This is a genomic window from Acinetobacter sp. YH12252, from assembly GCF_013417365.1.
In the GTDB taxonomy this organism is placed as follows: Bacteria; Pseudomonadota; Gammaproteobacteria; order Pseudomonadales; family Moraxellaceae; genus Acinetobacter; species Acinetobacter towneri.
In genome coordinates, this window is sequence record NZ_VPEA01000004.1 from 21,861 (window position 1) to 36,415 (window position 14,555).

Below are 14,555 nucleotides of genomic sequence, written 5' to 3' on the forward strand. Positions count from 1 at the left end.
AGCGTTTTTTAAGCAAAATACGTTATATATGGTTTGTATTCGTGAAAATGGATGCAATACGGGACATAAACAAGCAAACAACGACGTCCTGTATTGAGAAAAACAGTTTAAAACTAAGGATTATTGATTGGAGAAATTGGCATTATGGAAAAGATTTGGTTTGCTGAATACCGAAAGACAGGGATTCCAGAAACTGTAGAACTGCCTGCAGAAAATACGTCACTCGTAGACATTTTTGAACGTAATTTCCAAAAATTTGGTTCACGTGATGCCTTTATCTTTATGGATAAGGTTTTAAGCTTCAGTGAACTAGAAGAAGCTAGCCGTAAATTTGCAACCTATTTACAAAGTTTAGGTTTGGCACCAGGCTCGCGTGTTGCGGTGATGATGCCGAACGTACTTCAATATCCTGTGGTTGCATTAGGGGTGTTACGTGCAGGCTTAGTATTGGTAAACGTGAACCCACTTTATACTTCACGTGAGTTAGAGCATCAATTAAATGACTCTGGTTCTGAAGTTTTAGTCATTATTGAAAACTTTGCATCCGTTTATCAGGCGATTATTGGTAAAACTCCTGTGAAGCATGTTGTTGTTGCTTCTGTGGGCGATATGCTAGGTGCATTAAAAGGCACGTTGGTGAATTTTGTTTTACGTTCAGTGCGTAAGCAAATTCCTGCATGGAACATTCCGGGTCACGTTAAATTTAACGCAGCAATGTCTAAAGTAAGCCCAAGCAACTACAAACGCCCAAGCTTAACTTTAAGTGATACGGCTGTGTTGCAATACACGGGTGGTACAACAGGTGTATCTAAGGGTGCAGAATTAACACACCGCAACCTTGTGGCAAACATGCTGCAATGTGATGGTATTTTCCAGAGTAAATTCGGTGCACAAGATGGTCAGCCAGATGACCGTATTTTCTGTGCATTGCCGCTGTATCACATCTTTGCATTCATGGTGTGTGCGCTTTACGGCATGTACAAAGGTCAGGCAAACGTCTTAATTCCAAACCCGCGTGACTTACCTGCGGTGATGAAAGAATTACGTAAATATCAACCAACTTTCTTCCCTGCGGTGAATACTTTATTCAATGCGCTCGTGAACAATGAAGAGTTTAAACAGCTTGATCACAGCCGATTGAAAATGGCGATGGGCGGTGGTATGGCCGTATTACCATCAACTGCTGAAGCATGGAAAAAAGTCACAGGCACTAACATTATTGAAGGTTATGGCTTGTCTGAAACTTCACCAGTTGCAACGGCAAACCCACCTGCATCTGAAGAATTTAGTGGCACAATCGGTATTCCATTACCATTAACTGAAGTGGCTATTTTGGATGATGATGGCAATGAAGTTGCACTGGGTGAGCAAGGTGAAATTTCAATCCGTGGTCCACAAGTCATGAAAGGCTATTGGAACCGTCCAGATGAAACCGATAAAGTGATGATTAATGGTTTCTTCCGTACAGGTGACATTGGTGTTATGGATTCACGGGGCTATGTGAAAATTGTAGACCGTAAAAAAGACATGATTTTGGTATCAGGCTTTAACGTTTATCCATCTGAAATTGAAGAAGTGATTGCGAAGCATCCGAAAGTATTGGAAGTGGCTGCAATTGGTGTACCAGATGAAAAATCAGGTGAAGTGCCAAAACTGTTTGTGGTGAAAAAAGATCCATCATTGACCACAGAAGAAGTATTAGCATTCGCTAAAGAGAACTTAACTGGCTATAAACGCCCACGTTATGTGGAGTTTATGGATGAATTGCCAAAATCGAACGTAGGTAAAATTTTGCGTAAAGATTTGCGTAAGACTGCGTAATTCATTCTGCTCTGAAATAAAAACGCCCCTGAAAACTCAGGGGCATTTTTTATATGCTATAGAAAATAGATTGTTTCTTGTTCGATAAAGGCAAAAGTATTACTCTTTCATCAGCCAACGGTCAAAGTAACGACGCCCAACACCCACAATACCCAAGAAAATAAACATCGCACCAAATTGGCGGCTAAAACCTGATTGATTAAAACTGCCATAACTTAAAATATTATCAATTAAGCAATACACCACAATCACAATAATCCAGTGCCAGAGCGGTAAGCGCTTAATCCCTACCGCATAAAACGCCACCCAAAGTACAACGAAGGTAAAAATGGTCGACCATACGTTCATGTTGGCGCAAATCACCATCAATAAAAATGCCACAATAGGCAACACAATTTTTAAAACACGATCCACTCGCAGTTGATGTTGGCGCTGCTTTTCAAGTACATCTAACATTTCCTTTTGATCTGGGCTGACCATAATGGATCCTTTATACAATTGCTTAAAACATGCTATTTAACAAAATTTATTCAAGAAATGCCATGTTATGATAAGTTCTCAATACAGTTTATGAGAAAAAATTGATGCAAAGCATAAGTGGAATTGTTTATCTAATTATAATTGCTTGCTTATTGCCGTATGTCTTTGCTGTTGTCGCAAAAATGGCAGGCGGCTTTAAACGTGAAGATAACCAAAATCCACGTGAATTTTTAGCCAAAACCACAGGTTTTGCTGCACGTGCTAACGCCGTACAGCAAAACAGTTTTGAAAGCCTGCCTTTATTTATTGCTGCAGTGCTCATGGCGGAATATATGGTCATCCCACAAGTGGTGGTGATGATGTTTGGTATTGCTTATATTGTGCTGCGCATTATTTATGGAATTTGTTATTTAGCCAATTGGGCGACGCTGCGTTCAATTGTTTGGATGCTGTCTTTACTTTGTCCAATTTGTATTTTGCTGATGGTGATTAAACTGACCTGATCAAGTCATGTCTGAAAATATGTATTTTTGCCTTGCAGATGTATAATCGCGCAGTAATTCAGGACAGAAAACCGTTATAATTGACGCGGTTTTAAAAAGATTTAACTTGTTTAAGAGTGATGCTATGAGCTACAGCAATATCCCTGCGGGTAAAGATGCACCAAATGACATCTATGTGATCATTGAAATTCCTGCCAATGCAGCGCCAATCAAATACGAAATTGACAAAGATTCTGATGCATTATTTGTAGACCGTTTCATGGGTACAGCAATGTTCTATCCAGCGAACTACGGTTATGTGCCAAATACACTTTCATTGGATGGTGATCCGCTAGACGTATTGGTTGTGACCCCACACCCAGTAGAGCCAGGTTCTGTGATTCGTTGCCGCCCAGTGGGTAAATTGAACATGGAAGATGATGGTGGTATTGATGCGAAATTGGTTGCCGTTCCGCACGAAAAATTAACCCCAATTTATAAAGATGTTCAAGAATATACGGATCTTCCACCATTATTGATCAGCCAAATTGAACACTTCTTCCAGCACTATAAAGACTTAGAGCCAGGCAAATGGGTGAAGTTAAGTGGTTGGGAAGGTGCTGATGTTGCGAAACAAGAAGTATTGAACTCAATTGAAGGCTACAAAGCTGCAAATCCATAATTTGCGCGCAGTCTATTTAGCTTTCACATGAAAGCTAAAATATAAAAAACCTGCACAGAATATGTGCAGGTTTTTTATTGGGTTGGCTATTCCGAGAAATTAGAATAATTTCACAGGAATATCTAACCAGATACGCCATTCATTAGTTGAGCCAATACCTTCGCTGTTATTCACTTTTTGGTTATTGTAGCTACTACTTGAACGCAAGTAAGAGTAGCGTAAGCGTAAGCTCGCATCTTTAAATGCACCAGATTGAACGGTGTATTTCACTTGGTTGAAAAATTCATGTTCTTCAGCTTGATCAATAATTTCAGTTCGATTGTTGCGATCCGCAACATCAATATCCCAACCGTAAACAAATGCACTTGTCCAGTTCAAGCCAGGTAAACCGTGGTTTTTAAAGTTGTAGTTATATTGCAAGCCAACTGATTTTTCATCATTGCCGTTGAAATCAGATAAGTATGAATTTGGTACATAAATACTTTGTAGACCATCTGCATTGTAAGCATAGTCGTAACCTATGTTGCCCGCATTATCTTGGTACGCAAGCATCAAATTGTGTGCGTCCCTGTTATAGCTTGCAGATACACCCCAAATCGAGTTAGTCAATTCTTCAGTTTCACTGCGTGGATCAGTTGTTTCTGCTCCAACTTTCCATTTGGTATTGTAACCCATTGCATCTAAAGTTACGCTCGCACCATTTGCTGTAGGGAAGCTATAATTCACATTCCCATAGTGACGTTCTAATTTATCTTTAACATCTACCCCATAATAAGAGGCATTAACTTGGTCGTTAAATTTGTATTTTGCACCCCAGAAAATAGCACTATCCAAACCTTGTTGGTCTGAGCTGATGTCATTTGACCATTGGTTTTTAGTAAATTTACCACCAATTAACGTCAAGTCTTTAATTTCGTTACTTTCAATATAAAGACCAGTGTAGTATTCAGGTGTTAAGCGTGCTGTATTGCTTGCAATTACTGGTATTTCAGATACTTGCGTACCATATTTAGCTGTTGTATTTGATACGCGTGCTTTTACATAAGCACCACCACGTGCCCAGTGGTCATAAGCAGAACCATCGTTGTGGACTGGAATCATTTGGTTGCCAGTATTTTTGTTTTCACCTAGTTTGAATGAAGCATCACCAATGATACCTGCACCAAAACCAACAATACCTTTAGTAAAGCCAGAATCTAGATTGATAATTGCTGTTTGAGCTGCAGAGCTTGTGTCGTTTGTTAGTCCATCTTTTTTATCACGATTCAAATAACCTGTACGGAATAAAACCGAACCGTTTGCGTCTTCTACAAAGCCTTTAGATTCACTTTGTTCGCTAGCAAATGCAGTTGAAACAAGCGCTGCGTTGATCAGCAACGCAAGTGTTAATTTTTTAGATTGCAGCATTGGGAGATGGCCTCATGCAGTAAATGTGTAGTTGAAACGTAGGCGAATTGTATCGCTATTTATGCGCGAAAATATCACTTTTAAAGCACTTATGACACTAAAGTTAAGCATTTTTTCGATAAACTGTGGGGTCATTAAAAATATCGACTTTTCAAAAGTTGAATAAATATTTTATTTTTTAGTAAAAACATAAACATATTTAAAACTTACTGAGTCACTGAAACATAGCCAAATACAGCGCATCTGCAACTTGTACATTAAAAATACAGTTTATTCAATTTTTCAACAGCTTGGTGTGTGATCAAAGCGCATAAGGCACAGCATAAATTTTAAAATAGGGTGAAGTTTTCCTGTGAAATGGTTATCTATGAAGTCGAATTTTGGGCAAGAGATAAGTGGGGAAATAAATTTATGAATCTTTATTTGAATTAAGAGTATAAAAATTACATTTTATTTAAGCTTTGAGTAATAGCTTTTGGCTATTACGGATTTCATGTGAAACATCGGTGTTAAGTTTTGGCATTACGATGAAAACAGAACTGTTTAAGCAGATATTTTATACATAACTTTTATATGGTCGTTGGCTTGCGAAAATTAAAATTGATCTATCGTTTTGGTCATTGAATTATTTTTGATGTGAAGATTGAAGTGTCGCGTCGTATATTGATGTCAAATTTTGGTGCAGAAATCTAGTGCAGTTTAGGACAGGATTTCTGTCTGTTCACTGAGTTTTGATAGTTGATGGCGTAAGGATGAACAGAGGATAGGCATGACTTTCTATTTTTTGATCAGGATAGGCTTGTGATTCTTGACTGCACTTTTTTAGGTATGTGATTTAGCTTTATTGCTATGCAAGGATGCAAAAAATAATCATAGCACTGTGTAAATTCATGTTTAAAGTGCAGTGGTTATAAGACGAGTATTGATGCAAATCAAAATTCATTCCAATCAAAATAAAAAACACACTAAAAATAATTGATGTATAACAATAGTTTAAATTTATATCTATTGCTTTTAAACGTAAAATTGCTGTTCTGAATTTAATCGTTGGCATAGAGTTTGCAATCCCTTCATTGAGTCAAAAAAAATAGACAAAGGCATCTCATCCGATGCAGGGGGAATCTAAAATGAAATTCGTACTTCAAACACTTTCTTTGGCGATGTTCGCAGCCACATCAAGTCTCAGTTTTGCTGCAGAAAATGCGACAGGCATGTCGTTTAGCGGGACAGCAGCCTTAACCAGTGATTATCGCTATCGTGGTTTAACTCAAACCTTTAATGATCCCGCAGTGCAAGCAGGTTTTGCTCTCAGCCATGATTCTGGCGTGTATGCAGGCGTGTGGGGTTCCAATGTCGATTTTGGTGGTACGGCACATTTAGAGCTTGACCCTTATATGGGCTATACCACAAGCCTAGATTATTTTGCCAGCAAACCCATTTTGGATGTGGGTTTTTGGTATTACGCCTACCCAAGTGAGAGCGATTTAAACTGGCTCGAAGCTTATGCAAAATTAGGTTTTAGTGATGTTTTGTTTAAAGATGCCAGCTTATTAACAGCCATTAACTACAGTAATGATTTCTTAGGTGGTGACACCGATGCTTGGTATTTCAATGCCACTTATACCGCACCCATTGGAAGTACCGGCTTTTCTGGGGTTGCTGGATTAGGTTACACCCAAGCAGATGACTTTGATTTTGGCGGTGGAAAAGACAGCTATGTAGATTGGAAAGTCGGTGTAAGCTATAACTTTGCTTCAGTTGAAGGTTTATCTGCTGAATTGGCTGCTGTAGGAACTGATATTGATACCGATGGTTTTTCGCATGCGGCAAAGCGTGGCGTTGAAACAGGAGCTGTATTTACTTTGACCAAAGCATTCTAAGTCCTCTGTATTTAGGATAAATAAGAAGCTCCAATTGGGAGTAACATCCAAAAGAATAACAAGATAACTCGCCCATTGCTTAGACATGGCAATGGGCTGTTTTTATATCTCAATATTTTCGCCTAGGCTGGATTGCCACGATAAGACAATGCTTCACTCAAATGGCCGCTTTGAATCTGTTCACTTTGCGCCAAGTCTGCAATAGTACGTGCGACGCGTAACACCCGATGATAAGCGCGTGCAGACAAATTTAACCGTTGTTGTGCAATGGTTAAAATATCCTGTGCAGTGCCATCTAATAGGGCAAACTGTTCTAATTGTTTTGGGCTGAGCGCCATGTTTAAACACTCTTGGCGTTGCAATTGTCGTGTATATGCTTGAATGACACGGCTTCGCACGGTTTCAGAATTTTCCACTGGTCGGGTATCCTGTAATTCATGTGCTTGCAGAGGTGGTACATCAATGTGTAAGTCGATACGATCCAACAACGGTCCTGAAATACGGTTTTGATAGCGTTTAATACTTTCTGTAGAGCATTGACAGCGCACGTCCTGATTAAAAGCATAACCACAGGGGCAGGGGTTCATTGCAGCCACCAATTGAAAGTTCGCAGGAAAGGTAATTTGTCGCGATGCCCGAGAAATCACAATTTCTTTAGACTCCAACGGTTGCCGCAATACTTCTAATACTTTCTTATCAAACTCAGGTAATTCATCTAAAAACAACACGCCTAAGTGCGCCAGCGTGATTTCGCCAGGTTTTGGATATGAGCCACCCCCGACCAATGCTACGGCAGAGGCAGTATGGTGTGGGGCACGAAATGGGCGTTGCCCAAAAGTATGCGGTGTGTTGGCGACTGAGTAGATACTCGCAACTTGTAAATTTTCTTGTAAATCTAAGGGCGGTAAAATACTGGCAAGGCGAGAAGCCAACAAGGTTTTACCTGTGCCTGGCGGGCCTTTAAACAACAAGGAGTGTCCGCCTGCTGCTGCAATTTCCAAAGCACGTCTTGGGCGTAATTGCCCTTTTACATCTGCCAGATCAAAAGCCGAAGCCGAGAGCAAAGGCTGGTTTGCTGGCGTGACTTTATGAAGTGGCTGATGTTGTGCCAAATGCTCACAAACTTGTTTTAAGTGATTGGCAGCAAAAACTTCAAAGTCTGGTAATTGTGCGGCTTCTTGCGCATTTTGTTCGGGTAAAACTAAACAGTGCTGTGCCTGTTGGCAGGCAATCGCAATACTCAGCGTACCTGTAGTTGGACGCAATTGACCATCTAAAGCCAGTTCACCAATAAATTCTAAACCATCACTACTGTGTTCGGGCAGTTGACCTGAAGCAATCAAAATGCCCAAAGCAATGGCAAGGTCAAGGCGAGAACCATCTTTAGGTAAGTCTGCTGGTGCTAAATTAATGGTTAGACGTTTGCTTGGAAATTGAAAACCACTATTAATAATGGCAGAGCGTACTCGGTCTTTACTCTCACGTACGGCAGCTTCGGCTAGACCAACTATGGTTAAAGAAGGTAAGCCTTGACTTAGATGGACTTCAACTTCAATTGCAGGGGCATGCAAGCCGAGCAGCCCCCGCGTATACACTTTGGCAAAAGACATTATTATTATGATCCGTTTTGGTGCGTTATTTTTATAGGTGTTTGGTCTTTTATGGCACTAAATTGGTGCTTATTTTTTTGGCTGCATCTTTTGTTCGAGCATTTCGACTTGTTTTAACAATTCATTTAAACGCAAATTGGCATTATTCAGCGCAGTACGCTGACGATCTAGCTCATCTTGAGAGACCAAATCCATTTTTGTCACGGCTTCATTCAGTAAAGCACGTAAATTATGTTCTAAATCTTTTTTGGGTTGTTCAATTTGTTCCAAAATGGCTTGTAATAAAGTTTCAATCATTGTTGTTTCCACACAGATGGACAAAGGTAGGCAGTGTAGCACTGGTCTTTAATAGACTATAGCATTTCAGACGAAATATGGATTTATTCGATGAGTAAAATCGTAAATCTTCTAGTAAATATGTCTATTTTTTGAAGATCAAAACCATATAAATGTATAAAATAAGGTATAAAGAAAACTCATGTCACGGTTTCTAATTTCCCCCGACCTTAGAACTTTGGCATGGAATTTGAACATAAAACCTTACTGGTGAATTAAGCCGAAGGAAAACAAACATGAAGCTCGTAACTGCAATTGTAAAACCCTTTAAATTAGATGATGTGCGTGAAGCATTATCTGAAATTGGTGTTCAAGGGATCACCGTAACAGAAGTCAAAGGCTTCGGTCGCCAAAAAGGTCACACCGAACTTTATCGTGGCGCTGAATACGTCGTTGACTTCTTGCCTAAAGTTAAAATTGAAATCGCAATTAGCGATGAAATGGTGGATTCGGTGATTGAGTCAATCACTCGTGTTGCTAGTACAGGCAAGATTGGTGATGGCAAAATCTTTGTTACTAACCTCGAACAAGTCATCCGTATTCGTACAGGTGAAACGGGTGCAGACGCTGTTTAAGAAAATGGCACGAAGTTTGCTGAGTACCTAATAACTCACAAAAACAAAGGTCGGGGGACACAAATGAAAAAAATGCTACTCGCGCTGAGTCTATCAGGCGCACTTCTTGGTGGTTCTGTTGCTTGGGCTGAAGAAGCCGTAACAGCCACCGCACCAACTTCAGATGTTGCAGTGCTTGAAACTGCCGAAACATCTCCTATCGAAACACCAAATGCAACAGAAGTTGCAGCTGTAGCAGAAGTCAGCACGCCCGAAGCTGCTGAACCAGAAGCTGTATTAGATACAGGCGATACCGCTTGGATTTTAGTTTCGACTGCTTTAGTTTTACTCATGACCATTCCTGGTTTGGCACTATTTTATGGCGGTATGGTACGCAAGAAAAACGTACTCAATACTATGGCTTATAGCTTTGTAGCAGCAGCCGTGGTCAGTATTGCCTGGGTGGCAGTGGGCTATAGTTTGGCTTTTGGTGAAGGTAATGCCTTTATTGGTGGTCTAGACAAAGTCATGCTGGCAGGCATTGGTACCGATGCGCTCAGTGGCAGTATTCCTGAAATTCTATTTGTGATATTTCAAATGACCTTTGCCATCATTACTGTGGCAATTATCAGTGGTTCAATTGCAGAACGAATGAAGTTTGGTGCCTTTGTTGCCTTTATCGCGATTTGGGTGGTCGTGGTCTACGCACCAATTACCCACTGGGTATGGGGTGGTGGTTGGTTAGGCAATGATGGTGCTCTCGACTTTGCTGGTGGTACTGTTGTTCATATTAACTCGGGTGTTGCAGGTTTAGTTGCTGCATACATGTTGGGCAAACGTATGGGCTTGGGCCGTGAATCTATGGCTCCGCACAACCTGACTTTGACTGTACTGGGTGCAAGTTTACTCTGGGTGGGCTGGTTTGGTTTCAACGGTGGTTCTGCTTTAGGTGCCAATGGTGCAGCGGGTTATGCCTTAGTTGTGACTCAAGTGGCAGCCGCAGCCGCAGCAATTGCATGGCTTGTAGCAGAAAAACTGGTACGTGGTAAAGGTTCTGTATTAGGTGCTGCATCGGGTGCTGTAGCAGGTTTGGTGGTGATTACTCCAGCAGCAGGTTTTGTGACTGTTGGTGGTGCATTAGCGATGGGTTTAATTGGTGGTGTGGTATGTTTCTGGGGTATTACTGCCTTAAAACGCGCCCTGAAAGCTGATGACTCTCTAGATGCCTTTGGACTACATGGTGTAGGTGGTATTGTTGGTGCAATTTTAACAGCCTTCTTTGCCAGCGAGTTTATTATGGGCGATGCTGCACCAAGCAACTTGATGAGCCAACTTTGGGTGCAAGTTGAAGGTGTGTTAGCGACCATTGCTTACTCTGCTGTACTGACTTTCATCATCTTAAAAGTAATTGATCTAACCATTGGTATTCGTGTGGCTGCAGAAGATGAGCGTATGGGACTCGACTTAAGCCAACATGGTGAACGTGTAGAATAATCTAGACAGTACATAATCAATATATTGTGTAAAACAGCCCTTCGGGGCTGTTTTTTTTCTATATGTTGCGTAAAACTCTACAAAGTTTGGAATTTTTGCTACACTGCATTTTCATTCAAATTTGTGCAATTAAACCGCTATGCATTGTCCATTTTGCAACACTGCAGACAGTAAAGTGATTGACTCACGTTTGGCGGCAGAAGGCTGCCAAATTCGCCGACGTCGTGAGTGTATTGGCTGTGGTGAACGCTTTACCACCTTTGAAAGTTATGAAGTGGTTATGCCACGGGTGATTAAATCCGATGGTAAAAGTGAGCCTTTCGATGAAGCCAAGTTACGTCGTTCGTTAATGCATGCTTTGCAAAAACGTCCCGTGACCCAAGAGCAAATTGAAACGGTACTCAGCGACATCCAATTACAAATTCGCCGTTTGGGAGAGCGTGATGTGAAATCACGTACCATTGGTGAGGTTGTTATGCAGGCTTTATTTGCATTGGATCATGTTGCTTATGTACGTTTTGCCTCGGTGTATCAAGACTTTCAGGATGTCGAAGCATTCCGTCGCCAAATTGAACAAATGCAGTCGCGTGAGCAATAAAGCGCAATGCCATCATCTATTCCACAGCAACCATCCATGATTGAACTCAATACTGACGCGCAACCCGATGATCTTTTTTGGATGCGTCGTGCCATTGAACTGGCACGTTTGGGGCAATACAGCACTAAGCCAAATCCGAACGTGGGCTGCGTTATTGTTAAAGATGCCCAATTATTGGGCGAAGGTTTCCATCCTCGTGCAGGACAGCCACATGCCGAAGTCTTTGCTTTGCGTCAGGCCGCTGAACAAGCGCAGGGTGCAACTGCTTATGTGACTTTGGAACCTTGTGCACACTATGGGCGCACACCACCATGTGCCAAAGCCTTGGTCGATGCAGGCGTGGCTAAAGTGGTTGTGGCTTGTCCAGACCCGAATCCATTGGTGGCAGGTAAAGGCGTTCAGATTTTACAGGATGCAGGTATTCAGGTTAGCGTGGGCGTGGCAGAAGCTGAAGCAGCGCAGTTAAATGCAGGCTTTTTAAAAGCCATGGCTACAGGCATGCCTTATGTGCGTTTAAAAATTGCTTCTAGTTTGGATGGTCGTACGGCAATGGCTTCGGGTGAATCCAAATGGATCACAGGCACGGCTGCACGTGCCGATGTGCAGCATTGGCGGGCAATTTCTGCTGCAGTATTAACGGGGATCGACACGTTACTGGCCGATGACTGTCTGCTTAATGTACGCCACTTAGAGGGTGTAGATGACATCCACAGCGTAGTACAACCCAAACGGATTATTTTAGATCGCCAAGGTCGTTTGCCTTTGAGCGCACAAATTTTGCAGCAGCCTGAAACGGTGATGGTGATGGGACCGTATCGTGCAGAGTTGGCTGCTTTGGGCGTGTTACAATTGGAACCGCAACCTTTAGCCACCTTACTTGCCCAATTGGTACAGCAACATCAAATTTATGATGTGTTGGTTGAAGCGGGTGCAACCTTATCGACCGCTTTCTTACAGGAAGGTTGGGTTGATGAAGTGATCAGCTATGTGGCACCTACATTGTTAGGGCGCTCGGCTCGTGCCATGTTTAATGCAGAATTTGAACAGATGGCAGAGCAACTTCGATTTAAACTTTGCGATGTCACTCAATTGGGTGATGACGTGCGCCTTAGGTTAATTCCTTCTCAAGAGACACTATGAGTTCAGAGTCAACGGTTTATCACAAACGTCGTCATGCGGCACGCACCACTGATGAATACTTATTCCATCAGTTAGTGCCTTATTTGGGCAATAAACGCCGTTTACTGCATCTGATTTTAGAAGCACTTGAACAGACAGGAACGCTACATCCTAAAAATGGTCGTGCACCAATTTTTGCCGATTTTTTTGCAGGTTCAGGAGTGGTATCACGTTTGGCGCGTCAAAATGGTTATCGGGTGATTGCCAATGACTGGGAACCGTACAGCCATGCCTTAAACCATGCGATTTTGGCCTGCACTGAAGCACCTGCGTTTAAAGAATTAGGCGGCTATCAAAAAGCCATTGATTATTTGAACCGTTTGCCTGAAGTCAAAGGCTGGGTGACGCATAACTTGTGCCCGCGCAATGACGAAATTTATGACCCAAGTCGTGACCGTTTATTCTTTAAACGTCGTAACGGTATGCGCATAGATGCGATTCGTCAGCAAATTGCTACGTGGCAAGCGCAGGGTGCCATTGATGATGTTGAGATGTCGGCATTGTTGGCGCCGTTGTTGTACTCTGCCAGTTTTGTCAGCAATACCAGCGGGGTGTTTAAAAGCTTCCACCACGGCTGGGGCGGCAAAACCCAAACTGCACTCGAACGAATTGAATCATTATTGTGGCTCACGCCAAGTCGTTTTTGTGACATTGGTGAACCAAATAAACCTGCTGCAGAAATGTGGTGTGTCGATGCACAGCATCTGGCCAATCAAATGAGTGGTTTTGAGGTCGATGTGGCTTATTTAGACCCACCGTATAATCAACATGCTTATAGCAGTAACTATCATGTCTTAAATGCCTTAACCTTGTGGGATCAGGTCGATTTACCAACCCCAGACACCAAAGGCTTTAAAAGTGGTATTGACCGTGCATGGCGCAAAGAACGTCCAAGTCCATACAACTCATCTAAGTACGCCAAAGAGGCGTATGAAACCTTATTGGACACCATTAATGCACGTTTTATTCTGACCAGTTATTCTACCGATGGTAATATTAGTGCCACAGACTTGTTGCAAGCCAATTTAAAACGCGGTCGAGTGACGTTATTGACGCAAGATGTTCCGCGTTATCGCGTGAGTAAACAGCGTCAGTCCGAGCGTGCGCGCGTGCTGGAATTTATTGTGATTACCGATACGCATGCCAAGTCAGGCCCACCTATTCGCCAGTTGTTAGGGCAACTTTACCATTTTGCAGAATTGGGTGGTGTAGATACCTCAGGTGTGAGTACCCAATTGGCGTTGTGGTAAATCCACAAATCCTCAGTGAATGAGAGAAAAGATTATGTTTACAGGCATTATTGAAAGTTTAGGTAAAGTAGAAAGCCTGCAAAGTGTGGGCGGTGATGTACGTTTGCGTATTCAGACCGATTTGGATATGTCGGATGTGCATTTGGGGGATTCAATTGCCACCAATGGTATTTGCCTGACTGTGATCGAGTGGGGCGACAATTGGTATGCCGCAGATGTGTCCCGTGAAAGTTTGAACCGTACCACTTTAGGCACATGGAAAGTGGGTCAGCCTGTCAATGTCGAAAAAGCCATGTTGCCGACCACACGTTTTGGTGGACATATCGTAAGTGGCCATGTTGATGCAGTCGGTGAAATTACGCTGGTACGTGAAGATGCACGTTCAATTTACTATGAAGTGACTGCACCTGCAGAAATTGCCAAATATTTGGCAGAAAAAGGTTCGGTGACCGTCGATGGCATCAGCCTGACCATTAACCATTTACGCGGCAGTGTTATCAGTCTGAATTTAATTCCACACACGGCAGAGCGTACCAATATTGGCACATGGAAAGTTGGCAGCAAGGTCAATTTAGAAGTGGATGTCTTGGCGCGTTATATTGAGCGTTTGCTCTTGGGTGATAAAGCTGCAGAAACTACGCAGCAATCTAAAATTAGCATGGAATTCTTGGCTGAAAATGGCTTTTTAAAATAAGCACAGAGCCGAATGAAATTTAAACAGTCTGATTGAAAAATTAGACTGTTTTTTTGTTTTTAGGGATAATTAAAAAGATAAAGATGTT

General features: G+C 42.0%; 14 protein-coding genes. 10 read left to right on the plus strand and 4 right to left on the minus strand.

Translation table 11 applies throughout. The features are described from left to right. Positions 1-144: 144 nt before the first annotated feature. Complete coding sequence (locus tag FTV28_RS05205) at positions 145-1,821, plus strand: AMP-binding protein (protein ID WP_179989635.1); 1,677 nt, start codon at positions 145-147, stop codon at positions 1,819-1,821. A gap of 99 nt (positions 1,822-1,920) precedes the next feature. Here FTV28_RS05205 and FTV28_RS05210 read toward each other — a convergent pair whose 3' ends face one another. Next, positions 1,921-2,301, minus strand: coding sequence for a hypothetical protein (locus FTV28_RS05210; RefSeq protein ID WP_004975646.1), 381 nt, complete (start codon positions 2,299-2,301; stop codon positions 1,921-1,923). Between the two features lie 104 nt (positions 2,302-2,405). Here FTV28_RS05210 and FTV28_RS05215 point away from each other — a divergent pair, with 104 nt between their 5' ends. Together FTV28_RS05215 and ppa are read left to right on the plus strand one after the other, a co-directional pair. Continuing rightward, positions 2,406-2,804 carry an MAPEG family protein gene (locus FTV28_RS05215; RefSeq protein WP_096902243.1) on the plus strand — a complete coding sequence of 133 codons (399 nt, stop codon included), beginning with the start codon at positions 2,406-2,408 and terminating at the stop codon, positions 2,802-2,804. Positions 2,805-2,928: 124 nt separating this feature from the next. Next, positions 2,929-3,465, plus strand: a complete 537-nt coding sequence (ppa, locus tag FTV28_RS05220) for an inorganic diphosphatase (protein ID WP_004975651.1) — start codon at positions 2,929-2,931, stop codon at positions 3,463-3,465. A gap of 99 nt (positions 3,466-3,564) precedes the next feature. Here ppa and FTV28_RS05225 read toward each other — a convergent pair whose 3' ends face one another. Further along, a complete protein-coding gene (locus FTV28_RS05225) occupies positions 3,565-4,872 on the minus strand; it encodes an OprD family outer membrane porin (protein ID WP_179989637.1) in 1,308 nt (435 codons plus the stop codon). Positions 4,873-5,999: 1,127 nt separating this feature from the next. Between FTV28_RS05225 and FTV28_RS05230 the strand changes: the two genes are divergently transcribed. Next, positions 6,000-6,752, plus strand: coding sequence for a TorF family putative porin (locus FTV28_RS05230; RefSeq protein WP_026438393.1), 753 nt, complete (start codon positions 6,000-6,002; stop codon positions 6,750-6,752). Positions 6,753-6,874: 122 nt separating this feature from the next. On the opposite strand, the gene FTV28_RS05235 is transcribed toward FTV28_RS05230, so the two are convergent. Both FTV28_RS05235 and FTV28_RS05240 read right to left on the minus strand, forming a co-directional pair. Beyond that, positions 6,875-8,362, minus strand: a complete 1,488-nt coding sequence (locus tag FTV28_RS05235) for a YifB family Mg chelatase-like AAA ATPase (protein WP_179989639.1) — start codon at positions 8,360-8,362, stop codon at positions 6,875-6,877. Positions 8,363-8,431: 69 nt separating this feature from the next. Then, positions 8,432-8,659, minus strand: coding sequence for an accessory factor UbiK family protein (locus FTV28_RS05240; RefSeq protein WP_179989641.1), 228 nt, complete (start codon positions 8,657-8,659; stop codon positions 8,432-8,434). Between the two features lie 275 nt (positions 8,660-8,934). On the opposite strand from FTV28_RS05240, the gene glnK reads away from it, so the two are divergent. From glnK to FTV28_RS05270, 6 genes are all read left to right on the plus strand, one after another. Further along, complete coding sequence (gene glnK, locus FTV28_RS05245) at positions 8,935-9,273, plus strand: P-II family nitrogen regulator (RefSeq protein ID WP_004650081.1); 339 nt, start codon at positions 8,935-8,937, stop codon at positions 9,271-9,273. A gap of 63 nt (positions 9,274-9,336) precedes the next feature. After that, on the plus strand, positions 9,337-10,746 hold the full coding sequence (locus FTV28_RS05250) for an ammonium transporter (protein WP_179989643.1): 1,410 nt from the start codon (positions 9,337-9,339) through the stop codon (positions 10,744-10,746). Positions 10,747-10,885: 139 nt separating this feature from the next. Continuing rightward, a complete protein-coding gene (gene nrdR / locus FTV28_RS05255) occupies positions 10,886-11,344 on the plus strand; it encodes a transcriptional regulator NrdR (protein ID WP_096902237.1) in 459 nt (152 codons plus the stop codon). Positions 11,345-11,380: 36 nt separating this feature from the next. Further along, positions 11,381-12,484, plus strand: a complete 1,104-nt coding sequence (ribD, locus tag FTV28_RS05260) for a bifunctional diaminohydroxyphosphoribosylaminopyrimidine deaminase/5-amino-6-(5-phosphoribosylamino)uracil reductase RibD (RefSeq protein WP_154321290.1) — start codon at positions 11,381-11,383, stop codon at positions 12,482-12,484. Next, entirely contained in the window at positions 12,481-13,773 is a 1,293-nt protein-coding gene (locus tag FTV28_RS05265; RefSeq protein WP_004975669.1) for a DNA adenine methylase, read from the plus strand. Before ribD ends, FTV28_RS05265 begins: the two co-directional genes overlap by 4 nt. Positions 13,774-13,807: 34 nt before the next feature. Next, positions 13,808-14,467 (plus strand): riboflavin synthase, encoded by a 660-nt coding sequence (locus FTV28_RS05270; protein WP_104852910.1) that lies wholly within the window; start codon positions 13,808-13,810, stop codon positions 14,465-14,467. The last annotated feature ends 88 nt before the right edge of the window (positions 14,468-14,555 follow it).

Bases quoted from the DNA above. Each gene is read 5' to 3' on its own strand.
- FTV28_RS05205 (WP_179989635.1), top strand. From the start codon at position 145: ATGGAAAAGATTTGGTTTGCTGAATACCGAAAGACAGGGATTCCAGAA.
- FTV28_RS05210 (WP_004975646.1), bottom strand. From the start codon at position 2,301: ATGGTCAGCCCAGATCAAAAGGAAATGTTAGATGTACTTGAAAAGCAG.
- FTV28_RS05215 (WP_096902243.1), top strand. From the start codon at position 2,406: ATGCAAAGCATAAGTGGAATTGTTTATCTAATTATAATTGCTTGCTTA.
- ppa (WP_004975651.1), top strand. From the start codon at position 2,929: ATGAGCTACAGCAATATCCCTGCGGGTAAAGATGCACCAAATGACATC.
- FTV28_RS05225 (WP_179989637.1), bottom strand. From the start codon at position 4,872: ATGCTGCAATCTAAAAAATTAACACTTGCGTTGCTGATCAACGCAGCG.
- FTV28_RS05230 (WP_026438393.1), top strand. From the start codon at position 6,000: ATGAAATTCGTACTTCAAACACTTTCTTTGGCGATGTTCGCAGCCACA.
- FTV28_RS05235 (WP_179989639.1), bottom strand. From the start codon at position 8,362: ATGTCTTTTGCCAAAGTGTATACGCGGGGGCTGCTCGGCTTGCATGCC.
- FTV28_RS05240 (WP_179989641.1), bottom strand. From the start codon at position 8,659: ATGATTGAAACTTTATTACAAGCCATTTTGGAACAAATTGAACAACCC.
- glnK (WP_004650081.1), top strand. From the start codon at position 8,935: ATGAAGCTCGTAACTGCAATTGTAAAACCCTTTAAATTAGATGATGTG.
- FTV28_RS05250 (WP_179989643.1), top strand. From the start codon at position 9,337: ATGAAAAAAATGCTACTCGCGCTGAGTCTATCAGGCGCACTTCTTGGT.
- nrdR (WP_096902237.1), top strand. From the start codon at position 10,886: ATGCATTGTCCATTTTGCAACACTGCAGACAGTAAAGTGATTGACTCA.
- ribD (WP_154321290.1), top strand. From the start codon at position 11,381: ATGATTGAACTCAATACTGACGCGCAACCCGATGATCTTTTTTGGATG.
- FTV28_RS05265 (WP_004975669.1), top strand. From the start codon at position 12,481: ATGAGTTCAGAGTCAACGGTTTATCACAAACGTCGTCATGCGGCACGC.
- FTV28_RS05270 (WP_104852910.1), top strand. From the start codon at position 13,808: ATGTTTACAGGCATTATTGAAAGTTTAGGTAAAGTAGAAAGCCTGCAA.